Source organism: Microbacterium sp. EG9 (genome assembly GCF_059759475.1).
The window spans coordinates 1,513,180-1,531,716 of sequence record NZ_CM186217.1; the positions used below are offsets into that span (position 1 = coordinate 1,513,180).

An 18,537-nucleotide genomic window follows, 5' to 3' on the forward strand; every position below is an offset into this window, starting at 1 on the left:
GGAGCACACCATGCTCGATGTGCAGACCGTGGGCCTCGCGCCCGATCTCGTCCCCTACACCGAGGGCTGGAGCCTGCAGCGGGAGATCCACGCCGGCGTCGTCGCCGGGGAACGCCCCGACACGCTGCTGCTGCTCGAGCACGAGCCCGTCTTCACCGCGGGCGCGCGCACGGCCCGCAACGAGCGTCCGACCGACGGCACGCCCGTCGTCGACGTCGACCGCGGAGGGAAGATCACCTGGCACGGCCCGGGGCAGCTCGTCGGCTACCCGATCGTGCGGCTGACCGAGCCGGTCGACGTCGTCGCCCACGTGCGTCGCATCGAGCAGATCCTCATCGAGGTGCTCTCCGGCCTCGGCGTCGAGGGCTACCGCGTCGAAGGGCGCAGCGGCGTGTGGGTGCGCCGCCCCCTTTCGGAGGACAAGATCGCCGCCATCGGGGTGCGCGTGCAGCGCGGTGTCACGATGCACGGGTTCGCCCTCAACTGCGACAACTCCCTCCTGCCCTTCTCCCAGATCGTCCCGTGCGGCATCTCGGATGCCGGAGTCACGACGATCAGCGAGGTGCTCGGGCGCGACGTCTCCCCCGCCGACGTGCAGGATCTCGTGGCCGATGCCTTCCGGGCGTCGTTCGGCCCGGCCGTGGAGGTCGCGGCATGAGCGCGTGCGGCGTGACCCCCAGCGGCGACACCGGTCCGGCCAACGCGCCGGAGGGCCGCAAGCTCCTGCGTCTGGAGGTGCGTAACGCCCAGACGCCGATCGAGCGCAAGCCCGAGTGGATCCGCACGAAGGCGAAGATGGGCCCCGAGTACCAGGCCCTGCAGTCGCTCGTGAAGGACGAGGGGCTGCACACCGTGTGCCAAGAGGCGGGCTGCCCCAACATCTACGAGTGCTGGGAGGATCGCGAGGCGACCTTCCTCATCGGCGGATCGCAGTGCACACGGCGCTGCGACTTCTGTCAGATCGACACCGGCAAGCCGGCGGACTACGACACCGATGAGCCCCGGCGCGTCGCGGACAGCGTGCGCAGGATGCAGCTGCGGTATGCCACGGTCACCTGCGTGGCCCGCGACGACCTCCCCGACGGCGGGGCGTGGCTGAACGCCGAGACCATCCGTCAGATCCACGCCGTCAACCCGGGAACCGGTGTGGAGCTGCTCGCGACCGATTTCAACGGCGAGCCACGTCTCCTCGACGAGGTCTTCGCCGCGCGCCCCGAGGTGTTCGCCCACAACGTCGAGACGGTGCCGCGCATCTTCAAGCGCATCCGCCCCGCATTCCGCTACGAGCGCTCCCTGGATGTGCTCACCCAGGCGCGCGCGGCCGGGCTGATCACGAAGTCGAACCTCATCCTCGGCATGGGCGAGGAGCCGGAGGAGGTCGTCCAGGCCCTCCAGGACCTTCACGACGCCGGCACCGACATCATCACGATCACGCAGTACCTCCGCCCGACGCCCCGCCACCTGCCGGTGGCGCGGTGGGTGCGTCCCCAGGAGTTCGTCGAGTTCAAGGAGGAGGCGGAGCGGATCGGGTTCCTGGGCGTCCTCGCCGGTCCGCTCGTGCGCTCGTCCTACCGTGCCGGCCGCCTCTGGGCGCAGTCGATGACGGCGAAGGGCCGTGAGATCCCGGCGCACCTGTCGCACCTCGCCGACGCGCAGCTGGGATTCGCCCAGGCCGTCTGACGCCGCCGCTCCGCGCGCGAGCCGCTACTGTGCGTCCGAACCGCCATCGCGCGTGCCGTCCGGGCTGTAGCGGCTCGACCAGGGCGTAGCGGCTCGCGGGCGGGGGGGGGTCAGTCGGCGCTCGTGACCGACTGGACGTCGCCGTCGCTGGTGAGGTTGACCAGCAGCACCTCGTCGGTGGCGTCCGGGTCGAGCGCGTACTCGAGCACGGCGAAGGGGTCGGAACCGCCGTGCTCGTCGGCGAGGATCGTCATGCTCACCAGCTGCAGCGAGCGGATGATGTCGATGTGCACGTCGCCGGAGATGTCGACGAGCACGTCCTCGAGGTCGTCTCCGAGCGTCTCCTGCTGCTGCAGCAGGTACTCCGTCACCTCGCTCGTGCGGTCGTCCAGCTCCGCCACCATGGCGTTCCGGGCCTGCAGGTCGATCTGCTCGAGCGCGTTGATCATGGCCGCGGCGACGTCGAGCGCGGCCGCGGACACGTCGTCCTGATCGGGCGCCGTGAGGTCCACCGTCACGCGCTGATCCGCGAAGTCGACCACCTCGGACCAGAAGATCGATCCGTCGGGCCCGGACTCCAGCAGTCCGAAGTAGTCGTGCTCGATCGCCATGTCCCTATGCAACCACCCTCGGCGCCCGTGCGCGACCCCGCGGCGTCATCAGTCGACGAGCGCGGCGGCGAAGACGTGCGGTGTGAAGCCGGTGAGGTCTCCGATGCCTTCGCCCTGTCCCAGGAGCTTCACGGGGATGCCGGTGCGCTCCTGCACCGCCAGCACGAACCCGCCCTTCGCGGAGCCGTCGAGCTTGGTGATCACCAGTCCCGTGACGCCGGCGTGCTCGAGGAACGCCTCGGCCTGCATGACGCCGTTCTGTCCCGTCGTGGCGTCGAGGACGAGGAGCACCTCGCTGATGGGGGCCTGCTTCTCGATCACCCGACGGATCTTCGTCAGCTCGTCCATGAGGCCGCCCTTGGTGTGCAGGCGTCCCGCGGTGTCGACGAGCACGATCTCGGTGCCGTGGGCCTTCGCGTAGTCGATCGTCTGGAAGGCCACGGATGCCGGATCCTGCCCCTCCTGCTGCGGGCGGACGATCGTCGCTCCCCCGCGTTCGGCCCACGTCGCCAGCTGGTCGACCGCGGCGGCACGGAAGGTGTCCGCTGCGCCGACGACGACCGAGCGGCCGTAGCGCTGCAGGAACTTCGCGAACTTGCCGATCGTGGTCGTCTTGCCCACGCCGTTGACGCCGACGACGAGCACCACCGCCGGGCGCTCCGTGAGCCGCAGCGTCGTGTCGAACTTCGCGAAGTGCTCTTCGAGGGTCTCCCTCAGCATCCGCTGCAGATCGCGCGGGTCGGTCGTGCGGAAGCGGTCGACCTTCTCGTGCAGCTCGTCGATGATGCGTTCGGTGATGTCCGGGCCGAAGTCCGCGGTCAGCAGTGCCGTCTCCAGGTCGTCCCAGGTGTTCTCGTCGATCGTGGGCTTGACGAACATGCCGCGCAGAGCGCGACCGAGCGACCAGGGATTCTCCGCCATGACTTCAGCCTAGATGCCCGCGCGGCGCACGCCGTCAGGCGCGCTCGCGCTCGCGCACCCGCTGGCCGACGACGGCGGAGACGCCGTCCTGACGCATGGAGACGCCGTAGAGGGCGTCGGCGATCTCCATCGTGCGCTTCTGGTGGGTGATCACGATCAGCTGGCTGGACGCGCGGAGCCGTTCGAACACGCCCAGGAGCCGGCCGAGGTTGGCGTCGTCGAGCGCCGCCTCGACCTCGTCGAGGATGTAGAACGGGCTGGGCCTGGCCATGAAGATCGCCGTCAGGAGCGCCACCGCGGCGAGCGAGCGCTCACCGCCGGAGAGCAGCGACAGGCGCTCGATCTTCTTCCCCACGGGGCGCACGGCGACCTCGATGCCGGTCGTGAGCGGGTTGTCGGGGTCGGTCAGCGAGATGCTCCCCGAGCCTCCGGGGAAGAGGATCGGGAACACTTCGCCGAACGCGACGCGGGTGTCCTCGAACGCCGCCACGAAGATCGTCTGCATCCGCTCGTCGAGCTCGGCGATGATCGTCTGCAGATCGGACCGCGTCTGCACCAGGTCGGCGAGCTGCTCCGTGAGGAACGCATGGCGCTGCTCGAGCGCCGCATACTCCTCGAGCGCGAGCGGGTTCACCCTGCCCAGCTGCACGAGCTTGCGTTCGGCCTCCTGGAGACGCTTTCGCTGCGCGGCACGGTCGTACGTCTCGGGCGGCGTGTCATCCCCGGTGGGGATCGGCACGTCGGGGCCGTATTCCGCGACGAGAATATTCTCGTCCAGGCTCAGTTCGGAGGCGACCCGCTCGAGCAGACTCGTCACGTGGAGGCGCTTCTCGTGCATCTGGAGCTCGAGGCCGTGGACGCTCTCGGTGAGACGGCTGAGGCGTTCGCGGACGGTCGCCTCCTCCGCCCGGAGGGTCGTGAGCTCCGCGGTCAACGCGGTGCGCGCCTGCTCGGCGAGCTGCAGCTCCACGCGAGCCTGCGTCACAGACCGGTCGACCGAGTCGAGCACGGGAGGCAGCGCGTCGGCGACGTCGGCGGCGAGCTCCCGCTGCGCACGGCGGATCACGGCGCGACGCGCGGCCTCTGCCGCCGCGGCGCGCTCCCGCTCGCGCTGACGCACCAGCTGATCGACGCGGGCCTCACCCGCCCGCACCCGTTCGCGGAGCGTCTCGACGTCGAGACGGGCACGCATCTCCCGGTCGCGCGCGGCCTCGAGGGCGTCGAGGAGACCGTCGCGTGCGGAGGCGTCGAGCATCGGGCGGGGTGCCTGCTGTGCGCTCTCCAGCGCGTCGTTCGCCGCACGCGCCGCCTTCTCGGCATCCGCGACGGCGGCCGACGCCTGCGCGAGGCCCGCCTCGAGGCGTTCGCACTCCGCGACGGCCGCCTCGTGGCGCACCGTCGCACGATTGACCTGCTCGGTGTGTGCGGCGAGGGCGGCGTCGTGCTCCCTGAGGCTCTGCAGCGCGTCGCGGGTTCGGGTGCGCGCCGCGTTCCACCCGTCCTGCGCCTCGGCCAGGGCTTCGCGCAGCGAGTCGGCGACCACGGTGATCTCCGACAGGCGCTCCGCGGCCGCGTCGCGCTCGGCGGCCAGCTCCAGGCGGGACCGGCCGGCGCCCGACCCGGCCCGCATCGTGTACTCGGTCACCACCTCGCCGAGACGGGTGACGACGGTCACGGGCAGACCGCCGTTCGCCGCCACCAGAGCGCGTCCGGCGGCGTGCGCGGAGTCGAGGTCCTCGACGATGGCGACCCTCGACAGGATGCCGAGGATGCCGTCGGGGGCGGTGACGACGTCCCGGGCGCTCACCGCCGCGGTGCCGGCGACGGCCAGAGCGGATCCGGCGGAGAGATCGGCGACGGCGATGTCGACCCGCCCGAGATCGGCGGCGCCCGCGGCACGCGCGAGCGCGACGGCCGCTTCCACGTCGTCGACGAGCACGCCCTCGGCGAGGGCGCCGAGGGCGGCCGCGATCGCCGCCTCGTAGCCCGGGCGCACCTTCACGTCGTCACCGACGAGTCCGCGGATGCCGGTGCCACCGCGGGCGATGAGCTCGGCCGCGGCGTTGCGCACGTCGAGCGCGCGCCCGAGGGCCGCGGTCTGGGCCGTGAGCGACTCGCGCTCGCGTTCCGACGCGTGCAGGCGCTCGCGCAACGCGGTCACCTCGTTCTCCGCCGTCGTCGCGTCGCGCTGCGCACGCTCGTACGCGGCGGTGTGCTCGGCCGAGGAGCCCTCCGTGGAGAGATCGGGATCCACCCCGGCGAGCACCTCGGCCGCCTCCGATCGCCGGGCGAGCGCCGCATCCAGGGCACGCTGCTGACGCTCGACCGCCGCGCGCACGGCGTCGAGGCGGGACGCGGCGGCATCCGCGGCACCGCGCAGCTTGGTGAGACGCATGTCGTGGGCGGAGACCAGAGCGCTCTGCGCGGCGATGTCGGCGTCCAGCGCGTCGAGCTCGGCGCGGGCGCGCATCACGTCGCGCGCCGCCGCCTCCGCGGCATCCTGAGCACCGCCCAGGCCCGCGGAGATCTCGTCGATCTCGGCGCGCGCCTCATCGATCGCGGACTGGCTGACGGTCGCCACCTCGATGCCGAGTGTGCCGTCGTCCTCCAGGAGCGCCAGCCGCTGGCCGGCCAGGGAGAAGAGTCCGCGCAGGCGCTCCTGCACGCGTTCGAGGCCGAAGGCGACGGCCCGGGCGCCGTCGACGGCCTCGGAACGCTGCTGGGCCTCCAGCGCGTCGATCCGCAGCTTCAGCTGCTCGGACGAGTCCTGGAGCACGAGCCGCTCCGCGCTGCGTTCCTGCTCGTTGCGGGCGTGGTCGGCCAGCTGCGCTCGCAGCCCCACCAGTTCGTCGGCGAACAGGCGCGCCTTCGCATCACGCACGACCGCGGCGATCGTCGCGGCCTCTCGGGCGATCTCGGCCTGCTTCCCGAGCGGCTTGAGCTGCCGGCGCAGCTCGCCCGCGAGGTCGCTCAACCGCGTCAGGTTCGCTTCCATCGCCTCGAGCTTGCGGAGCGTCTTCTCCTTGCGGCGGCGGTGCTTGAGGATGCCCGCGGCTTCCTCAATGAAGCCGCGCCGGTCCTCCGGACTCGCCTGCAGCACGCTGTCGAGCCGGCCCTGGCCGACGATGACGTGCATCTCGCGTCCGAGCCCCGAGTCGCTGAGCAGCTCCTGCACGTCGAGGAGGCGACAGCCGACCCCGTTGATGGCGTACTCGCTCGTGCCGTTGCGGAAGAGGGTGCGGCTGATGGTCACTTCGCTGTACTCGATCGGCAGCGCGCCGTCGCTGTTGTCGATCGTCAGCTGCACCTCGGCGCGGCCGAGGGGTCCGCGGGTGGAGGTCCCGGCGAAGATGACGTCTTCCATCTTGCCGCCGCGGAGGGTCTTCGCCCCCTGCTCGCCCATCACCCAGGCCAGGGCGTCGACGACGTTCGACTTCCCCGACCCGTTGGGGCCGACGATGCAGGTCACACCGGGCTCGAGTGCGAAGGTGGTCGGCTGCGCGAACGACTTGAAGCCCTTGAGCGTCAGGCTCTTCAGGTGCATTCGGGCGTCCTCCAGGGGTGGGTGTGCGAACCACGCTATCGGAACGACACGCGAACGCCGGCTTGACGCGCGACGAGAACAGCCGCTATCGTCACAGATCGCGTCTGAAGTCGAGAAAGGAGGTCCCCGACATGATTCGTTTGAACGCCACCGGCAGCGCCGCATTCGCGATGCGCGCCCTTCCGTTCCGTGAGCCGACGGGGACCGTCTCCTTCGACGCCTTCCGCGGCGTCTGCTGACGCGAACACAGGAGAACTCCGCCCGTCACGCGGGCGAGAGCGACCTCGCGCAGTCCTCCGGCACCGACGTCCACGTTGCGTGTGCCCACCGCCGTAGCCCGGCCAGACACCTGCCCTCGCGCGCATCTGCGCGCACTCACCGAAAGCACCACGATGCATACCTTCATCGCGTCGGTTCTGCACGCCAACGATCCCGAACGCCGCCGCATCCGTCTCGCCGAGCGCGAGCGCGAGCAGCGCGAGCTCGAATGGCAGCGCCGCCGACAGATCCTTCCGTATCTCTGACCCGCGCCTGGGGGCGACGACGACCGTCGCCCCCGGCCCTCACCATCAAGGAGAGAACATGACCACCACCGCCGCGGAGCTCCGCTTCCGCCCCTTGAACGTCCCGACATCGATGAGCGGTGACGACGCTGCCGACTTCCGCGAGTTCACCCGGGTGCGCAACCTCGTCTACCGCGAGATCGCCGGCAACGACGACGACGCGCTGACGCCGGAGGAGCTGCTCCCCCACTACCAGCCGGATCCGGACGAGATCCGCATCGCCTGGATGGCGCTGTCCGACGGCGAGGTCGTCGGCCGTGTCGGCATCGACATCCCGCTCGAGAGCGGGTCGCGCAACGCCTTCTGGCTGGTGGAGCTGCTCGCCGCGCACCACGGGCGCGGCATCGGTTCCGCCGGCTACGCGCTCATCGAAGAGGCGGCGCGCGCACACGGGCGCACCGTCCTGCAGTCGTGGGCACAGCATCCCGACGCCGCGGGCGAGCGCCTGCAGGCGCCGACCGGGTTCGGCTCGATCCCGAAGGACCACGCGGCGCGCTTCTACCTGCGCCACGGCTACGCCCTCGAGCAGATCGAGCGTCAGAGCGAACTCGATCTGCCCGCGAGCGACGCCACGGTGGCCCGGCTCCTCGACGAGGCGGCCTCGGCGTCGGCGGGCTATCGCGTCGTGCAGTGGCAGGCGCCGACACCGGCGGAGTACGCCGAGGGGTTCGCCTGGATGAAGTCGCGCATGTCCACGGACGCCCCCAGCGCCGATCTCGAGTTCGACGAGGAGGTGTGGGATGCCGAGCGTCTCGCGCGTCACGATGCGAAGTACGCCGAGTCGGGTCGCATCAAGCTCGTGACCGCTGCCCAGCACATCGGCACCGGCGCGCTCGTGGCCTTCAACGAGCTCGTGCTCGGCACCGATCCGACCGGGCCCAGCCACCAGGAAGATACCCTCGTGCTCCGTGAGCACCGGGGACACAAGCTCGGTCAGCTGGTCAAGTGCGCCGGTCTGCGGACCTGGCGCAGCGAGATCGCCCCGGCATCCCAGAAGGTCATCACCTACAACGCCGAGGAGAACCGGCCGATGCTGGACATCAACGAGGCCATCGGCTTCGTGCCGGTGGCCTACAACGGGGCGTGGAAGAAGGTGCTCGCGTGAGTCGCCGGGTCGGCGCCGCTCATCGCAGCGGCGCCGACCCGGTGGGGCGCTGGCACCGCGGACAGTAGTGGCTGGACCGGTTCATGAACGAGTCCCGCACGATCGGGCGGCCGCACCGCGGACACGGCAGGCCGTCCCGGCCGTAGGCGTTGAGCGAGTGCGCGAAGTAGCCGGCCTGGCCGTTCACATTGACGTACTGCGCGTCGAAGCTCGTGCCGCCTTCCGCGAGCGCCTTCAGCAGCACCGCGCGCACCTCGGCGAACAGGCGGCGCACCGCGCGGACGCTGAGGGCATCGCCCGGCGTCTCGGGATGGATGCGGGCCGCCCACAGCGCCTCGTCCGCATAGATGTTGCCGACGCCGCTGACCACGGTCTGATCCAGGAGGATCCGCTTGACCGCCGAACGCTTCGCGCGCACCCGGGCGACGACCGCGGCCTCGTCGAAGGCGTCGTCGAGCGGATCGCGGCCGATGTGGACCACCTGCGAGGGGACGAGCGCCTCGTCGCTCCCCCATCCCCCGACGCGCCCGTCGGCCGTGGGCACCAGATCGTCGATCGCCAACGAGCCGAAGGTCCGCTGATCGGCGAACACGACGGCGAGGTCGCCGTGATCCGGGTGATGGACGTCCAGGCGCACCCGCTCGTGCCGTTCCACCAGGGCACCGGATGCCCGGAGAAGCATCTGTCCGCTCATCCCGAGGTGGGCGATGACGGCGCCGCGAGGGGCGTCGGCGGCGGATGCCGGAGCCAGCGGCATCCAGAGGAACTTGCCGCGTCGCGCGACGCCGGTGATCAGGCGGCCGGTCAACGCGCGTTCGAAAGAGCCGGCATCGCCGTCGTGACGCGTCAGCGCGCGGGCATCGCGCGCGTCCACCGCGACGATGCGCGCCCCGACCACCGCCGGTGCGAGACCGGCGCGGACGACCTCGACCTCGGGAAGCTCAGGCACGTTCGCTGAGCGTGCGCCACAGGGTGAGCGCCGCGGCCATCTCGGCCTGCTTCTTGCTCGATCCCACTCCGCGGCCGGCGGTGTCTCCGACGGACACGGTGGCGGTGAAGACGCGGTTGTGGTCGGGGCCCTCGGCCGCGATCTCGTAGACCGGGGGCGTGAGCCCGAGACGCGCGGCGAGTTCCTGGAGGCTCGTCTTCGGGTCCATCGCCGCGCCGTACCGGTCGGGATCGGCCATCAACGGCTGCACGAGCCGCAGCACGAGCGCGGTGGCCGCGTCCGGACCCGCCGAGAGGTAGGTGGCACCGATGACGGCTTCCATCGTGTCGGCGAGGATGGAGTCCTTGTCGCGTCCGCCGGTCTGGTCCTCGCCGCGGCCCAGGCGGAGATGCCCGCCGAGCCCGATACCGCGCGCGACCTCGGCCAGGGCGACCGTCGAGACGACGCTCGCCCGGCGCTTGGCGAGGGCGCCTTCCTCGAGGTCGGGGTGCGCGACGAACAGATGCACCGTCACGGCCTGGCCGAGGATCGAGTCGCCGAGGAATTCGAGCCGCTCGTTGTGCGGCACGCCGCCGTTCTCATACGCGAACGAACGGTGCGTGAGCGCAACCGACAGAAGCTCGGGGTCGATGTCGACCCCGAGCTTGTCGGTGAGCACACGGTGCTCGATCACGGCATCCGCCATCAGATGGCCGCCGCGATCAGATGTCGGCGACCTTGCGGCCCTTGTACTCGAGGAACAGCTCGGTGCCCTGCGAGTCGGTGACGACCTTCGCCTGGTGCGGGCGGCTGTAGACGACCTTGCCGTTCTCGACGGTCTTGACGAGCGTGGGGGCCTCGGCCTTCCACTGCGCGCGACGCGAACGAGTGTTGGAGCGGGAGACCTTCCGCTTCGGGGGGTTACCTGCCATGGCTAGCTCTTCTCTGTGTCGGTGACGACAGGGCGCGGAGCCTCGTCGTCAGGGTCTGGGGTGAGGGCCTTCAGCGCGGCCCAGCGCTCGTCGATCGGGATCTCCGGCGCGGTTCCTGCGGCCAGCTTCTCGCCCGTGACGGGGTCGAGCCCCGGGCAGTCCGGCTGGCACACCGGCTGGAACGGAAGCGAGAGGACGATCGCATCCCTGACCGGAGTTTCAAGATCCACGTGGTCGTCTTGAACCTCGAAGTCGATCGCTTCCGTGCCAGGATACCCGAAGAGCTCCTGAATCTCGACTTCGACAGGCTGGACGATGTCGGTGAGGCACCGCCCGCAGACGCCGGAGTACGCGGTGTCGATCTCCGCCGTGACGAGGATGCCTTCGTGCACCGACTCCAGACGCACCGCCAGATCGATCGGCTCACCCTGCGCGATGGAGACGAGTCCTTCGCCCCACTTCGCCGGTGCGGGGACCTCGACGTCGAACTCGCGCATCTCTCCCGCGCGATGGGCGATGTCCCGGACGGGGAAGACGAACGGACCGCTCACATGCTTTCTGACCACCACGCAATGCTAGTCGTCCGTGCGCCCGAGAGGGCCGTCAGCGCTCCCCCGCGCCCGTGTCGAGGAAGCGCGCGACCGGCCCGGGCACGAACGGCGACACGTCTCCGCCGAGGGCGGCGACCTGACGCACCAGCGAGCTCGATACCAGCGCGTGCGCGGGATCGGGCAGCAGGAAGACGGTCTCGATGTCCGCGAGGTGACGGTTGACGATGGCCATCGGGGTCTCGTAGGCGACGTCCACCTGCGAGCGGATCCCCTTCACGAGCACGCCGGCGTCCACGTCCTGCGCGTAGTCGACGAGGAGTCCGACACTCCAGGACGCGACGATGACGTCACCCTCGACGCCCTCCTCGGCGATGGACTGCTCGAGCAGGCTCAGCCGCTGCGCGATCGGCAGCATCGCCTCTTTGCCAGGATTGTGCACGACCAGCACGTGCAGCTCGTCGTAGAGGGCCGCGGCGCGGCGGATGACGTCGAGATGACCGAGGGTCGGCGGATCGAAGGAGCCCGGGACCACCGCGATGCGGTTGTTCATGCGGATCAGCCTAGCGGCGGGGCCCGGGGAGCCTCCTGAGGACTCAGCTCTTGGACAGCGCGGCGCGTTCCTGCTGCCCGACCCGGCGTTCGATCGCGGCGACCAGCCCGGGATGCCGGGAGAGCGTCGGATCCTCGGCCAGGACGTCCTCGGCGGCGGAGCGCGCCGAGGCGATGAGGTCGGCGTCGGCGACCACCCTCAGCAGCCGCAGCGACGTGCGCGCGCCGGACTGCGCGTCGCCGAGGACGTCGCCCTCGCCGCGCAGTTCCAGGTCGACCTCGGCGAGCAGGAAGCCGTCGGTCGTGGCGGCCACCGCCTCGACCCGCGAGCGCGCGGGCGTTCCCTCCGGAGCCTCCGTGACCAGCAGGCACAGGCCCGGCACCTCGCCGCGGCCCACGCGTCCGCGCAGCTGGTGCAGCTGGGAGACGCCGAACCGATCGGCCTCCAGGATGATCATCGCCGACGCGTTGGGCACGTCGACGCCGACCTCCACCACGGTCGTCGCGATGAGCACGTCGATCTCACCGCGCGCGAAGGCCTGCATGACGGCATCCTTCTGCTCACCCGGCATCCGTCCGTGGAGGATCTCGACGCGCAGCGCGTCGAACGCGGGGATGCCCGCCAGCAGCGCGGCCACCTGGACGACGCCCCACCGCGTGCGGGGCTGCTCGCCCTCGACCGGCGGCGCGCCGGCGGGAGCCTCGTCCGCGGCATCCCGCGCCTCTTTGCCCGTGGCCTCGGCGTCGATCGCGGCGCACACGACGAACACCTGGTGGCCGGCGGCGACCTCCTCCGCGGCCCGCTCCCACACGCGCCCGAACCAGCCCGGCTTCTCGGCGAGAGGCGCGACGTGGGTCGCGATGCCGGCACGGCCGCTGGGCATCGTGCGGATGGTCGACACGTCGAGGTCGCCGAAGACGGTCATCGCGACGGTACGGGGAATCGGCGTGGCGGTGAGGACGAGCACGTGGGGCGCGGTGCCCTTCGCGCGCAGGGTCTCCCGCTGCTCGACGCCGAAGCGGTGCTGCTCGTCGACGACGACGAGCCCGAGATCGGCGAAGGTCGTCGACGCGCTCAGCAGCGCGTGCGTCCCGACGACGATCCGCGCCTGCCCCGACGCCACGCGCAGGGCCGCCTTGCGCCGCTCCGCGGCGGGCAGCTGACCGGTCAGCAGCGTCGGCATGAGCTCGGGGGCGAGTCGGGGTCCCAGCATCCGTGCGATCGAGCGGACGTGCTGGGCGGCGAGCACCTCGGTGGGCGCGATGAGGGCCGACTGACCGCCGGACTCCGCGACCTGCAGCATCGCCCGCAGCGCCACGAGCGTCTTCCCCGATCCGACCTCGCCCTGCACGAGCCGGTTCATCGGCCAGTCGCCCTCGAGGTCGGCGGCGATGCGGTCGCCGACGGAGAGCTGGTCGGGCGTGCGCGCGAACGGCAGCCGTTCGTCGAACTCGGCGAGCAGCCGCCCGGGGCGCCGTGCCGTCGCCGCCATCTCCCGCACGGCCTCGCGCTGCTGCAGCAGCGCCGTCTGCAGGACGAAGGCCTCGTGCATGCGCAGGGTGCGGCGGGCGTCGTCGATCTGCTCGAAGCCCTCGGGGGCGTGGATGCGGCGCAGCGCCGCATCCGCCTCGAGCAGTCCCTCCCGGCGGCGGAGCGGCTCGGGAAGCGGGTCGGCCACCCCCGCCAGGCCCTGCAGAACGACGCCGACCGCCTTCTGCACCTGCCAGGTGGCCACCGTGCTGGTCGCGGGGTAGATGGGGATGGGCGTGTGCTGCTGGGCCTGGGCGTTCAGACGGGCCGTGTCCACGTCCTCGAAGAGCGTGTAGTCGGGGTGGGCCAGCTGCTGGTGGCCCTGGAACTGTCCGACCTTGCCGGAGAACATCCCCTGGCGACCGACCTGGAGGTCGTTGGCGCGCCACGCCTGGTTGAAGAAGGTGAGCGTCAGCGCTCCCGCCCCGTCGCTGATGACGACCTCCAGGAGCGAGCCGCGGCGCTGACGCATCTGCCGCGACGAGACCGAGCGCACCTCGGCGACGATCGTCACCTGTTCCCCCAGCGGCAGCGAGTCGATCGGCGTCAGCTCTCCGCGACGGGCGTAGCGGCGCGGGTAGTGGGTGAGCAGATCGGCCACCGTGATCATGCCGAACGCACGCTCGAACAGCTTCGCGGTCGGGGCCCCCAGCGCATCGACCAGGGCGGTGTCGAGCGTGAACGCGGGCATGCACCGAGTCTATTCAGGCCCGCCGACGCCGAGCGCGGCCCGCCGCGCTCGGCGGGAGCACAGCCCGCGCCCGTAGAGTCGCGTGGTGCTCCGACGCTTCCTCTCCCGACTCTTCTGGCTGTGCAGCCGGTGGCGCCTGCGATCCACCCCCGCCCCCACGCGGCCGACGGTGCTCATCGGCGCGCCCCACACCTCCAACTGGGACTTCGTCTTCATGCTGGCGATCTCGTGGCGCCTGGGCATGCGCATCCACTGGCTCGGCAAGGACGCGCTGTTCGCCGGCTGGAGAGGGCCGCTCATGCGCGCGCTGGGCGGCATCCCCGTCGATCGCACCGATGCGGGTCGCGTCGTCGAGGAGATCGTCGCCCGCATCCGTGCCGGTGAGGTGTTCGGGCTGGTCGTCACGCCCGACGGGACGCGCGGAGCGAACGCGTATTGGAAGAGCGGCTTCTACCGCATCGCCCGGGAGACGGGCATGCCGCTGACCCTCGGCTACGTCGATCGCACGACGATGACGACCGGGCTCGGTCCGACCGTGGAGCTCACCGGCGACGTCGCGAGCGACATGGACCGCATCCGCGCGTTCTACGCCGACAAGGCGGGATTCCGCCCCGAATGGCGGACCGAACCGCGACTGCGCAGCGAGGACGACGGCGCCGCCGGCGAGCGGGCCGACGCGCCCGCGGCGTGAGGTGCCCGTTAGGGTGAAGCCGTGACGCGCATCATCTCCGGCCGCGCCGGCTCGCTGGCTCTCGCGGTCCCGGATGCCGGGACACGACCCACCAGCGACCGCGTGCGCGAATCGCTGTTCGGCGCGCTCGACGCGGCCGATCTGGTCGCCGGGGCGGCGGTGCTCGACCTGTACGCGGGCTCCGGTGCGCTCGGGCTCGAGGCAGTGAGCCGCGGCGCCGCCTCGGCGGATCTCGTCGAGCGCGCGCCCCGCGCCGCCGCGGTCGCCGAGCGCAACGTGCGCGCCGTCGCGAAGGCCGTGCCGGGGGTCTCGGTACGCGTGCACCGTTCGTCGGTCGACGCGTTCCTGCGGGCGAGCACGGCCGCGTTCGATCTCGTCTTCCTCGATCCTCCGTACGACCTTCCCGACGCCGAGCTGAGCGGCGCGCTCGACGCGCTGGCTCCGCGCCTGTCGGCGGATGCCGTGGTGATCGTGGAGCGGGCGACACGGTCGGGAGCGCCGGTGCTCCCCGCGTCGCTCGTCCCCGAGCGCGACCGCGCCTACGGCGACACCACGCTCTGGTGGGTGCGACCGGCCTGACCACGGCCCGCTCCCGGGGCCCTATCCCGTGGCACTCGCCCGGGCTATCCCCGTCCGGCGTCCCAGTCGCGGTGGGGATCCCATCCGCCTCTGCCGCCGGGGAGGGCGCCGCCGACCGTGACGACGCCGTCGCCGGCCGTGACGCGGCCGATGCGCCGGAAGCCGTCGGGCAGGTCGGCTCCCGCCCCGAAGCACGCCAGCAGGGCGTGATCCTCACCGCCGCGCAGCGCCATGTCGTCGAGGGTGTCGTCGAGGTCGATGCTCACGCCCGAGGCGTCCGCCATCCGTGACGCGTCCAGCAGCAGACCATCCGACACGTCCATCATGGCGGTGGCGCCGGCACGGGCCGCCACCGGTCCGAGAGCGATCGGCGGCCGCGGACGCCGTTGCGCCTCGACGTCGGCGCGTTCGGCCGGAGTGAGGGCCGCGGCATCCACCGCGATGGGCCGCCCGCGGTCGTCGCGAAAGCGATCGAACAGCAGCGCGAGTCCTCGGCCCGCCGCCCCCAGATCACCCGCGACCGCGACCACGTCGCCGACGCGCGCGCCGGAGCGTCGCACGGGCGCCGCACCGTCCAGCACGCCCAGCACGGTGACCGCGATGCTCAGGGTGTCGGATGCGGCCAGGTCGCCGCCCTCGACGGCGCACCCCGGGGCGAGGGCGTCGCACGCGGCGCGCATTCCGCGCGCGATGTCGATGACCAGCTCGGCCGTCGTGTCGTCGGGGAGCATGAGCGCGACGAACAGCGCGGTCGGACGGGCGCCCATCGCGGCGATGTCGGAGAGGTTCACGGCGGCCGCCTTCCACCCCAGGTCGAAGCCCGACGACCACGCGAGACGGAAGTCGGGACCGTGGACCAGCGTGTCGGTCGAGACCACGACCCGCCCGTCGTCGACGCGGAGCACCGCGGCGTCGTCTCCGGGGCCCACGACGGCCCGCGACGACCCCTCGAAGACCCCCAGGATGCGTCGCAGGAGCTCGCGTTCGCCGAGGTCGCGCACGGTCTCGGTGGGAGGCGGGGTCATTCCTCCACGGTAGCCTGGAGGGGTGCCTGCTTCGCGTCCGCTCGTCATCTCGGCGACCGCGGTGCTCGCCGTCGCGGTCGCCCTCGGCGTCACCGGGTGCAGCGCCACCGTGTCGATGACCCCGGCCAAGAGCGCCAACGACCCCGCCTGCGCCGCGGTCACGGCGCGCCTTCCCGCGACCGTCGACGGCCAGGAGCGCCGGTGGACCGACGCCCAGGCGACCGGAGCATGGGGCTCCCCCGCGAGCGTCCTGCTCACGTGCGGACTCGCGGCGCCGGGCCCGAGCACCCTGGTCTGCCAGACCGTGGACGGCATCGACTGGCTCGTCGACGACGCGGAGGCGCCGCACTACCGCTTCACCACGTTCGGCCGCACGCCGGCCGCCGAGGTCTATCTCGACTACGACCTCGTGAGCGGCCGCGATGTCCTGAGCGCGCTGTCGTCGGCGGTGCAGCAGCTGCCCACGGACGGCCGATCCTGCACCGACCGTCCGACGTCCTGAGCGTCGATTCCCCGCGGCGGGGCTCGCGCCGCTCAGTGCACGCGGGCGAGGTCGATCAGCTCGCTGATCAGCTCCGGGTAGCTCATCCCCGACGCGATCCAGCACTTCGGGAACATCGAGATGGGCGTGAAGCCGGGCATCGTGTTCACCTCGTTGACGAAGAACTCCGTCCCGGTGAAGAAGAAGTCCACGCGCGCGAGTCCTTCGCCGCCGACCGCCTCGAACGCGCGCACCGCGATGCGCTGCATCTCGGAGAGCTCGCCCTCTCGAAGGTCGGCGGGGCACACGAGGTCGATGCCGGGGGCGTCGAGGTACTTCGCGTCGAAGTCGTAGAACTCACGGCCGCTGATGACGATCTCACCGGCCACGCTGACCCGCGCCGGCTCGCCGTCGCGGCCGGCCAGCACACCGCACTCCACCTCGCGACCCACGACGGCCTGCTCGACCAGGACGGTGTCGTCCTCGGCGAAGGCCGTCGCCAGCGCGGCGTCCAGCTCCGACCAGTCGGAGACCCTCGAGACCCCGACGCTCGAGCCCGCGCGGGCGGGCTTCACGAAGGCGGGCAGGCCGAGCGAGCGGATGCGGCGGTGCCAGAGATCGTGGTCGCGCGCCAAGTCGCGCTCCGTCACCGTGACCCACGGCACGACCGGCACGCCCGCGGCCTTCAGGACGCTCTTGGTCGTGTGCTTGTCCATGCCGATCGCGGACATGAGCAGGCCCGCGCCGACGTACGGCAGATCGAGCAGCTCGAGGAAGCCCTGGATGGTGCCGTCCTCGCCGAAGCGGCCGTGCAGGATCGGGAAGACCACGTCGATCGGACCCAGCGAACGGATGCCGTCGGCATCCTGGACCTTGAGCTCGCGCGAGCGGACGGAATCCGGCCAGACGATGCGCGTGCCGTTGTCGACCACCTCGGGCAGGTGCCCGGGGTCGAGGGCGAACTTGTCGGGGTCGTCGTCTTCGAGGACGAAAGCACCCTCGCGGGTAATGCCGATGGGGATGACCGCGAAGCGGTCACGGTCGATCGCCCGCAGCACTCCCCCCGCCGTGGCGGAACTGATCGAATGCTCGCTGGAACGCCCTCCGAAGAGCACCGCCACTACCGCTTTGTCCATTCTGGGTCCTCTCGCCCGTCGGCTTGTCGTCGTCGGTGGTCAGGTGGGGCGCGATGTCGCGCGGGTTCATCGTGCCGTCCAGGACCATCTTGACCTGCTCCACGATCGGCATGTGCACACCCGACTCCCGCGCGAGCTGCAGCACCGGGGCGACCGACGCGAGTCCCTCGGCGGTCTGGTTCATCTGCTTCACGACGTCCTGGAAGCTGTAGCCCTGGCCCAGCAGCCGGCCCGCGGTGTTGTTGCGGCTCAGCGGCGACTGGCAGGTCGCGATGAGGTCGCCCAGGCCGGCGAGCCCCTGCAGGGTCTCCTGCTGGGCGCCCTGCGCGACCGCGAAGTCGGTCATCTCGACGAGACCCCGCGTGATGATCGAGGCCTTCGTGTTCTCGCCGTAGCCGACGCCGTCGACGATGCCGATCGCGACGGCGATGAGGTTCTTCAGCACGCCGCCGAACTCCGTGCCGATGACATCGGTGTTGACGAAGGTGCGGAAATAGTCGTTGCGGGCGCGTCGGGCCACCGCTTCGGCCGTCTCCCGGCTCGTCGAGGAGATGACGGCCGCGGTCGGCTGCTCGCGGGCGATCTCCAGGGCCAGGTTCGGCCCGGATGCGACGGCGATGCGCGTCGGGTCGCAGTGCAGCTCCTGCTCGATGACCTGGCTCATCCGCAGACCGCTGCGCTTCTCGACGCCCTTCATCAGCGACACGATCGGCGCGTCGGAGTCGGCGACGAGGGGGCGCACCGCTTTGAGGTTCTGGCGGAGGGCCTGGCTGGAGATCGCGAGGTACACCTGCGACGCCCCTTCGAGCGCCTCGGACAGGTGCGTCGTGGCGGACATGGCGCGCGGCAGGTTGATCCCGGGCAGGTACTCGCTGTTGCGGTGGCCTTCCTGGATCTCCTGGGCCAGCTCGGCACGACGAGCCCACATGACGACGTGCGCTCCCCCGTCGGCGAGCACCTTGCCGAACGTCGTGCCCCAGCTGCCCGAGCCGATCACGGCGACCCGGGGCATCGCCGAC

General features: G+C 71.5%; 19 protein-coding genes. 7 read left to right on the plus strand and 12 right to left on the minus strand.

Annotation, left to right across the window (positions count from 1 at the left end):
* Positions 1 to 10 precede the first annotated feature (10 nt).
* Together lipB and lipA are read left to right on the plus strand one after the other, a co-directional pair.
* Positions 11 to 658, plus strand: coding sequence for a lipoyl(octanoyl) transferase LipB (lipB, locus tag AC6CQV_RS07120; protein ID WP_498260620.1), 648 nt, complete (start codon positions 11 to 13; stop codon positions 656 to 658).
* Positions 655 to 1,680, plus strand: coding sequence for a lipoyl synthase (lipA, locus tag AC6CQV_RS07125; protein WP_060958472.1), 1,026 nt, complete (start codon positions 655 to 657; stop codon positions 1,678 to 1,680). Before lipB ends, lipA begins: the two co-directional genes overlap by 4 nt.
* Before the next feature lie 110 nt (positions 1,681 to 1,790).
* Here lipA and AC6CQV_RS07130 read toward each other — a convergent pair whose 3' ends face one another.
* From AC6CQV_RS07130 to smc, 3 genes are read right to left on the minus strand one after another with little or no spacing between them, the layout of a single operon-like run.
* On the minus strand, positions 1,791 to 2,291 hold the full coding sequence (locus AC6CQV_RS07130; RefSeq protein ID WP_060958471.1) for a DUF2004 domain-containing protein: 501 nt from the start codon (positions 2,289 to 2,291) through the stop codon (positions 1,791 to 1,793).
* A 48-nt stretch (positions 2,292 to 2,339) separates the two neighbouring features.
* The gene (ftsY, locus tag AC6CQV_RS07135) at positions 2,340 to 3,212 is read right to left on the minus strand and encodes a signal recognition particle-docking protein FtsY (protein WP_060958470.1); all 873 of its coding nucleotides are present in this window, start codon (positions 3,210 to 3,212) and stop codon (positions 2,340 to 2,342) included.
* Between the two features lie 34 nt (positions 3,213 to 3,246).
* The gene (smc, locus tag AC6CQV_RS07140) at positions 3,247 to 6,756 is read right to left on the minus strand and encodes a chromosome segregation protein SMC (RefSeq protein ID WP_498260621.1); all 3,510 of its coding nucleotides are present in this window, start codon (positions 6,754 to 6,756) and stop codon (positions 3,247 to 3,249) included.
* Positions 6,757 to 7,148: 392 nt separating this feature from the next.
* On the opposite strand from smc, the gene AC6CQV_RS07145 reads away from it, so the two are divergent.
* Both AC6CQV_RS07145 and AC6CQV_RS07150 read left to right on the plus strand, forming a co-directional pair.
* Positions 7,149 to 7,280, plus strand: coding sequence for a hypothetical protein (locus tag AC6CQV_RS07145; RefSeq protein ID WP_255266054.1), 132 nt, complete (start codon positions 7,149 to 7,151; stop codon positions 7,278 to 7,280).
* A 58-nt stretch (positions 7,281 to 7,338) separates the two neighbouring features.
* Positions 7,339 to 8,424 (plus strand): GNAT family N-acetyltransferase, encoded by a 1,086-nt coding sequence (locus AC6CQV_RS07150; RefSeq protein ID WP_498260622.1) that lies wholly within the window; start codon positions 7,339 to 7,341, stop codon positions 8,422 to 8,424.
* 19 nt (positions 8,425 to 8,443) lie between these two features.
* Here the strand turns inward: AC6CQV_RS07150 and mutM are convergent, their stop codons facing one another.
* The 6 genes from mutM to AC6CQV_RS07180 form a co-directional block, all read right to left on the minus strand.
* Positions 8,444 to 9,373 carry a bifunctional DNA-formamidopyrimidine glycosylase/DNA-(apurinic or apyrimidinic site) lyase gene (gene mutM, locus AC6CQV_RS07155; protein WP_498260623.1) on the minus strand — a complete coding sequence of 310 codons (930 nt, stop codon included), beginning with the start codon at positions 9,371 to 9,373 and terminating at the stop codon, positions 8,444 to 8,446.
* Positions 9,366 to 10,058, minus strand: a complete 693-nt coding sequence (gene rnc / locus AC6CQV_RS07160) for a ribonuclease III (protein WP_191008497.1) — start codon at positions 10,056 to 10,058, stop codon at positions 9,366 to 9,368. The genes mutM and rnc overlap by 8 nt, the downstream gene beginning before the upstream one ends.
* Before the next feature lie 16 nt (positions 10,059 to 10,074).
* Positions 10,075 to 10,284: a 50S ribosomal protein L32 gene (rpmF, locus tag AC6CQV_RS07165; protein WP_005050211.1), complete on the minus strand. Its 210-nt coding sequence runs from the start codon at positions 10,282 to 10,284 to the stop codon at positions 10,075 to 10,077.
* Positions 10,285 to 10,286: 2 nt separating this feature from the next.
* Entirely contained in the window at positions 10,287 to 10,781 is a 495-nt protein-coding gene (locus AC6CQV_RS07170) for a YceD family protein (protein ID WP_267957040.1), read from the minus strand.
* A gap of 106 nt (positions 10,782 to 10,887) precedes the next feature.
* Complete coding sequence (gene coaD / locus AC6CQV_RS07175; protein WP_060958464.1) at positions 10,888 to 11,385, minus strand: pantetheine-phosphate adenylyltransferase; 498 nt, start codon at positions 11,383 to 11,385, stop codon at positions 10,888 to 10,890.
* A 43-nt stretch (positions 11,386 to 11,428) separates the two neighbouring features.
* The gene (locus AC6CQV_RS07180; RefSeq protein ID WP_498260624.1) at positions 11,429 to 13,606 is read right to left on the minus strand and encodes an ATP-dependent DNA helicase RecG; all 2,178 of its coding nucleotides are present in this window, start codon (positions 13,604 to 13,606) and stop codon (positions 11,429 to 11,431) included.
* Positions 13,607 to 13,691: 85 nt separating this feature from the next.
* On the opposite strand from AC6CQV_RS07180, the gene AC6CQV_RS07185 reads away from it, so the two are divergent.
* Both AC6CQV_RS07185 and AC6CQV_RS07190 read left to right on the plus strand, forming a co-directional pair.
* The gene (locus AC6CQV_RS07185) at positions 13,692 to 14,297 is read left to right on the plus strand and encodes a 1-acyl-sn-glycerol-3-phosphate acyltransferase (protein WP_101307222.1); all 606 of its coding nucleotides are present in this window, start codon (positions 13,692 to 13,694) and stop codon (positions 14,295 to 14,297) included.
* Between the two features lie 21 nt (positions 14,298 to 14,318).
* Positions 14,319 to 14,876, plus strand: coding sequence for an RsmD family RNA methyltransferase (locus tag AC6CQV_RS07190; RefSeq protein ID WP_498260625.1), 558 nt, complete (start codon positions 14,319 to 14,321; stop codon positions 14,874 to 14,876).
* Between the two features lie 44 nt (positions 14,877 to 14,920).
* Here the strand turns inward: AC6CQV_RS07190 and thiL are convergent, their stop codons facing one another.
* Complete coding sequence (gene thiL / locus AC6CQV_RS07195) at positions 14,921 to 15,901, minus strand: thiamine-phosphate kinase (RefSeq protein WP_498260626.1); 981 nt, start codon at positions 15,899 to 15,901, stop codon at positions 14,921 to 14,923.
* A 22-nt stretch (positions 15,902 to 15,923) separates the two neighbouring features.
* Between thiL and AC6CQV_RS07200 the strand changes: the two genes are divergently transcribed.
* Positions 15,924 to 16,403 carry a DUF3515 family protein gene (locus AC6CQV_RS07200; RefSeq protein WP_060958460.1) on the plus strand — a complete coding sequence of 160 codons (480 nt, stop codon included), beginning with the start codon at positions 15,924 to 15,926 and terminating at the stop codon, positions 16,401 to 16,403.
* Positions 16,404 to 16,435: 32 nt separating this feature from the next.
* Here AC6CQV_RS07200 and AC6CQV_RS07205 read toward each other — a convergent pair whose 3' ends face one another.
* Both AC6CQV_RS07205 and AC6CQV_RS07210 read right to left on the minus strand, forming a co-directional pair.
* Complete coding sequence (locus AC6CQV_RS07205) at positions 16,436 to 17,518, minus strand: D-alanine--D-alanine ligase family protein (RefSeq protein WP_205282849.1); 1,083 nt, start codon at positions 17,516 to 17,518, stop codon at positions 16,436 to 16,438.
* A complete protein-coding gene (locus AC6CQV_RS07210; protein WP_060958458.1) occupies positions 17,418 to 18,530 on the minus strand; it encodes an NAD(P)H-dependent glycerol-3-phosphate dehydrogenase in 1,113 nt (370 codons plus the stop codon). The genes AC6CQV_RS07205 and AC6CQV_RS07210 overlap by 101 nt, the downstream gene beginning before the upstream one ends.
* Between the last annotated feature and the right edge of the window lie 7 nt (positions 18,531 to 18,537).

What these genes read in the sequence shown, in the direction of transcription:
- rnc (WP_191008497.1), bottom strand. Translation starts at nt 10,058, where the DNA reads ATGGCGGATGCCGTGATCGAGCACCGTGTGCTCACCGACAAGCTCGGG.
- AC6CQV_RS07205 (WP_205282849.1), bottom strand. Translation starts at nt 17,518, where the DNA reads ATGGACAAAGCGGTAGTGGCGGTGCTCTTCGGAGGGCGTTCCAGCGAG.
- thiL (WP_498260626.1), bottom strand. Translation starts at nt 15,901, where the DNA reads ATGACCCCGCCTCCCACCGAGACCGTGCGCGACCTCGGCGAACGCGAG.
- AC6CQV_RS07150 (WP_498260622.1), top strand. Translation starts at nt 7,339, where the DNA reads ATGACCACCACCGCCGCGGAGCTCCGCTTCCGCCCCTTGAACGTCCCG.
- AC6CQV_RS07210 (WP_060958458.1), bottom strand. Translation starts at nt 18,530, where the DNA reads ATGCCCCGGGTCGCCGTGATCGGCTCGGGCAGCTGGGGCACGACGTTC.
- coaD (WP_060958464.1), bottom strand. Translation starts at nt 11,385, where the DNA reads ATGAACAACCGCATCGCGGTGGTCCCGGGCTCCTTCGATCCGCCGACC.
- smc (WP_498260621.1), bottom strand. Translation starts at nt 6,756, where the DNA reads ATGCACCTGAAGAGCCTGACGCTCAAGGGCTTCAAGTCGTTCGCGCAG.
- AC6CQV_RS07145 (WP_255266054.1), top strand. Translation starts at nt 7,149, where the DNA reads ATGCATACCTTCATCGCGTCGGTTCTGCACGCCAACGATCCCGAACGC.
- ftsY (WP_060958470.1), bottom strand. Translation starts at nt 3,212, where the DNA reads ATGGCGGAGAATCCCTGGTCGCTCGGTCGCGCTCTGCGCGGCATGTTC.
- AC6CQV_RS07130 (WP_060958471.1), bottom strand. Translation starts at nt 2,291, where the DNA reads ATGGCGATCGAGCACGACTACTTCGGACTGCTGGAGTCCGGGCCCGAC.
- lipA (WP_060958472.1), top strand. Translation starts at nt 655, where the DNA reads ATGAGCGCGTGCGGCGTGACCCCCAGCGGCGACACCGGTCCGGCCAAC.
- rpmF (WP_005050211.1), bottom strand. Translation starts at nt 10,284, where the DNA reads ATGGCAGGTAACCCCCCGAAGCGGAAGGTCTCCCGCTCCAACACTCGT.
- AC6CQV_RS07180 (WP_498260624.1), bottom strand. Translation starts at nt 13,606, where the DNA reads ATGCCCGCGTTCACGCTCGACACCGCCCTGGTCGATGCGCTGGGGGCC.
- AC6CQV_RS07170 (WP_267957040.1), bottom strand. Translation starts at nt 10,781, where the DNA reads ATGCGCGAGTTCGACGTCGAGGTCCCCGCACCGGCGAAGTGGGGCGAA.
- lipB (WP_498260620.1), top strand. Translation starts at nt 11, where the DNA reads ATGCTCGATGTGCAGACCGTGGGCCTCGCGCCCGATCTCGTCCCCTAC.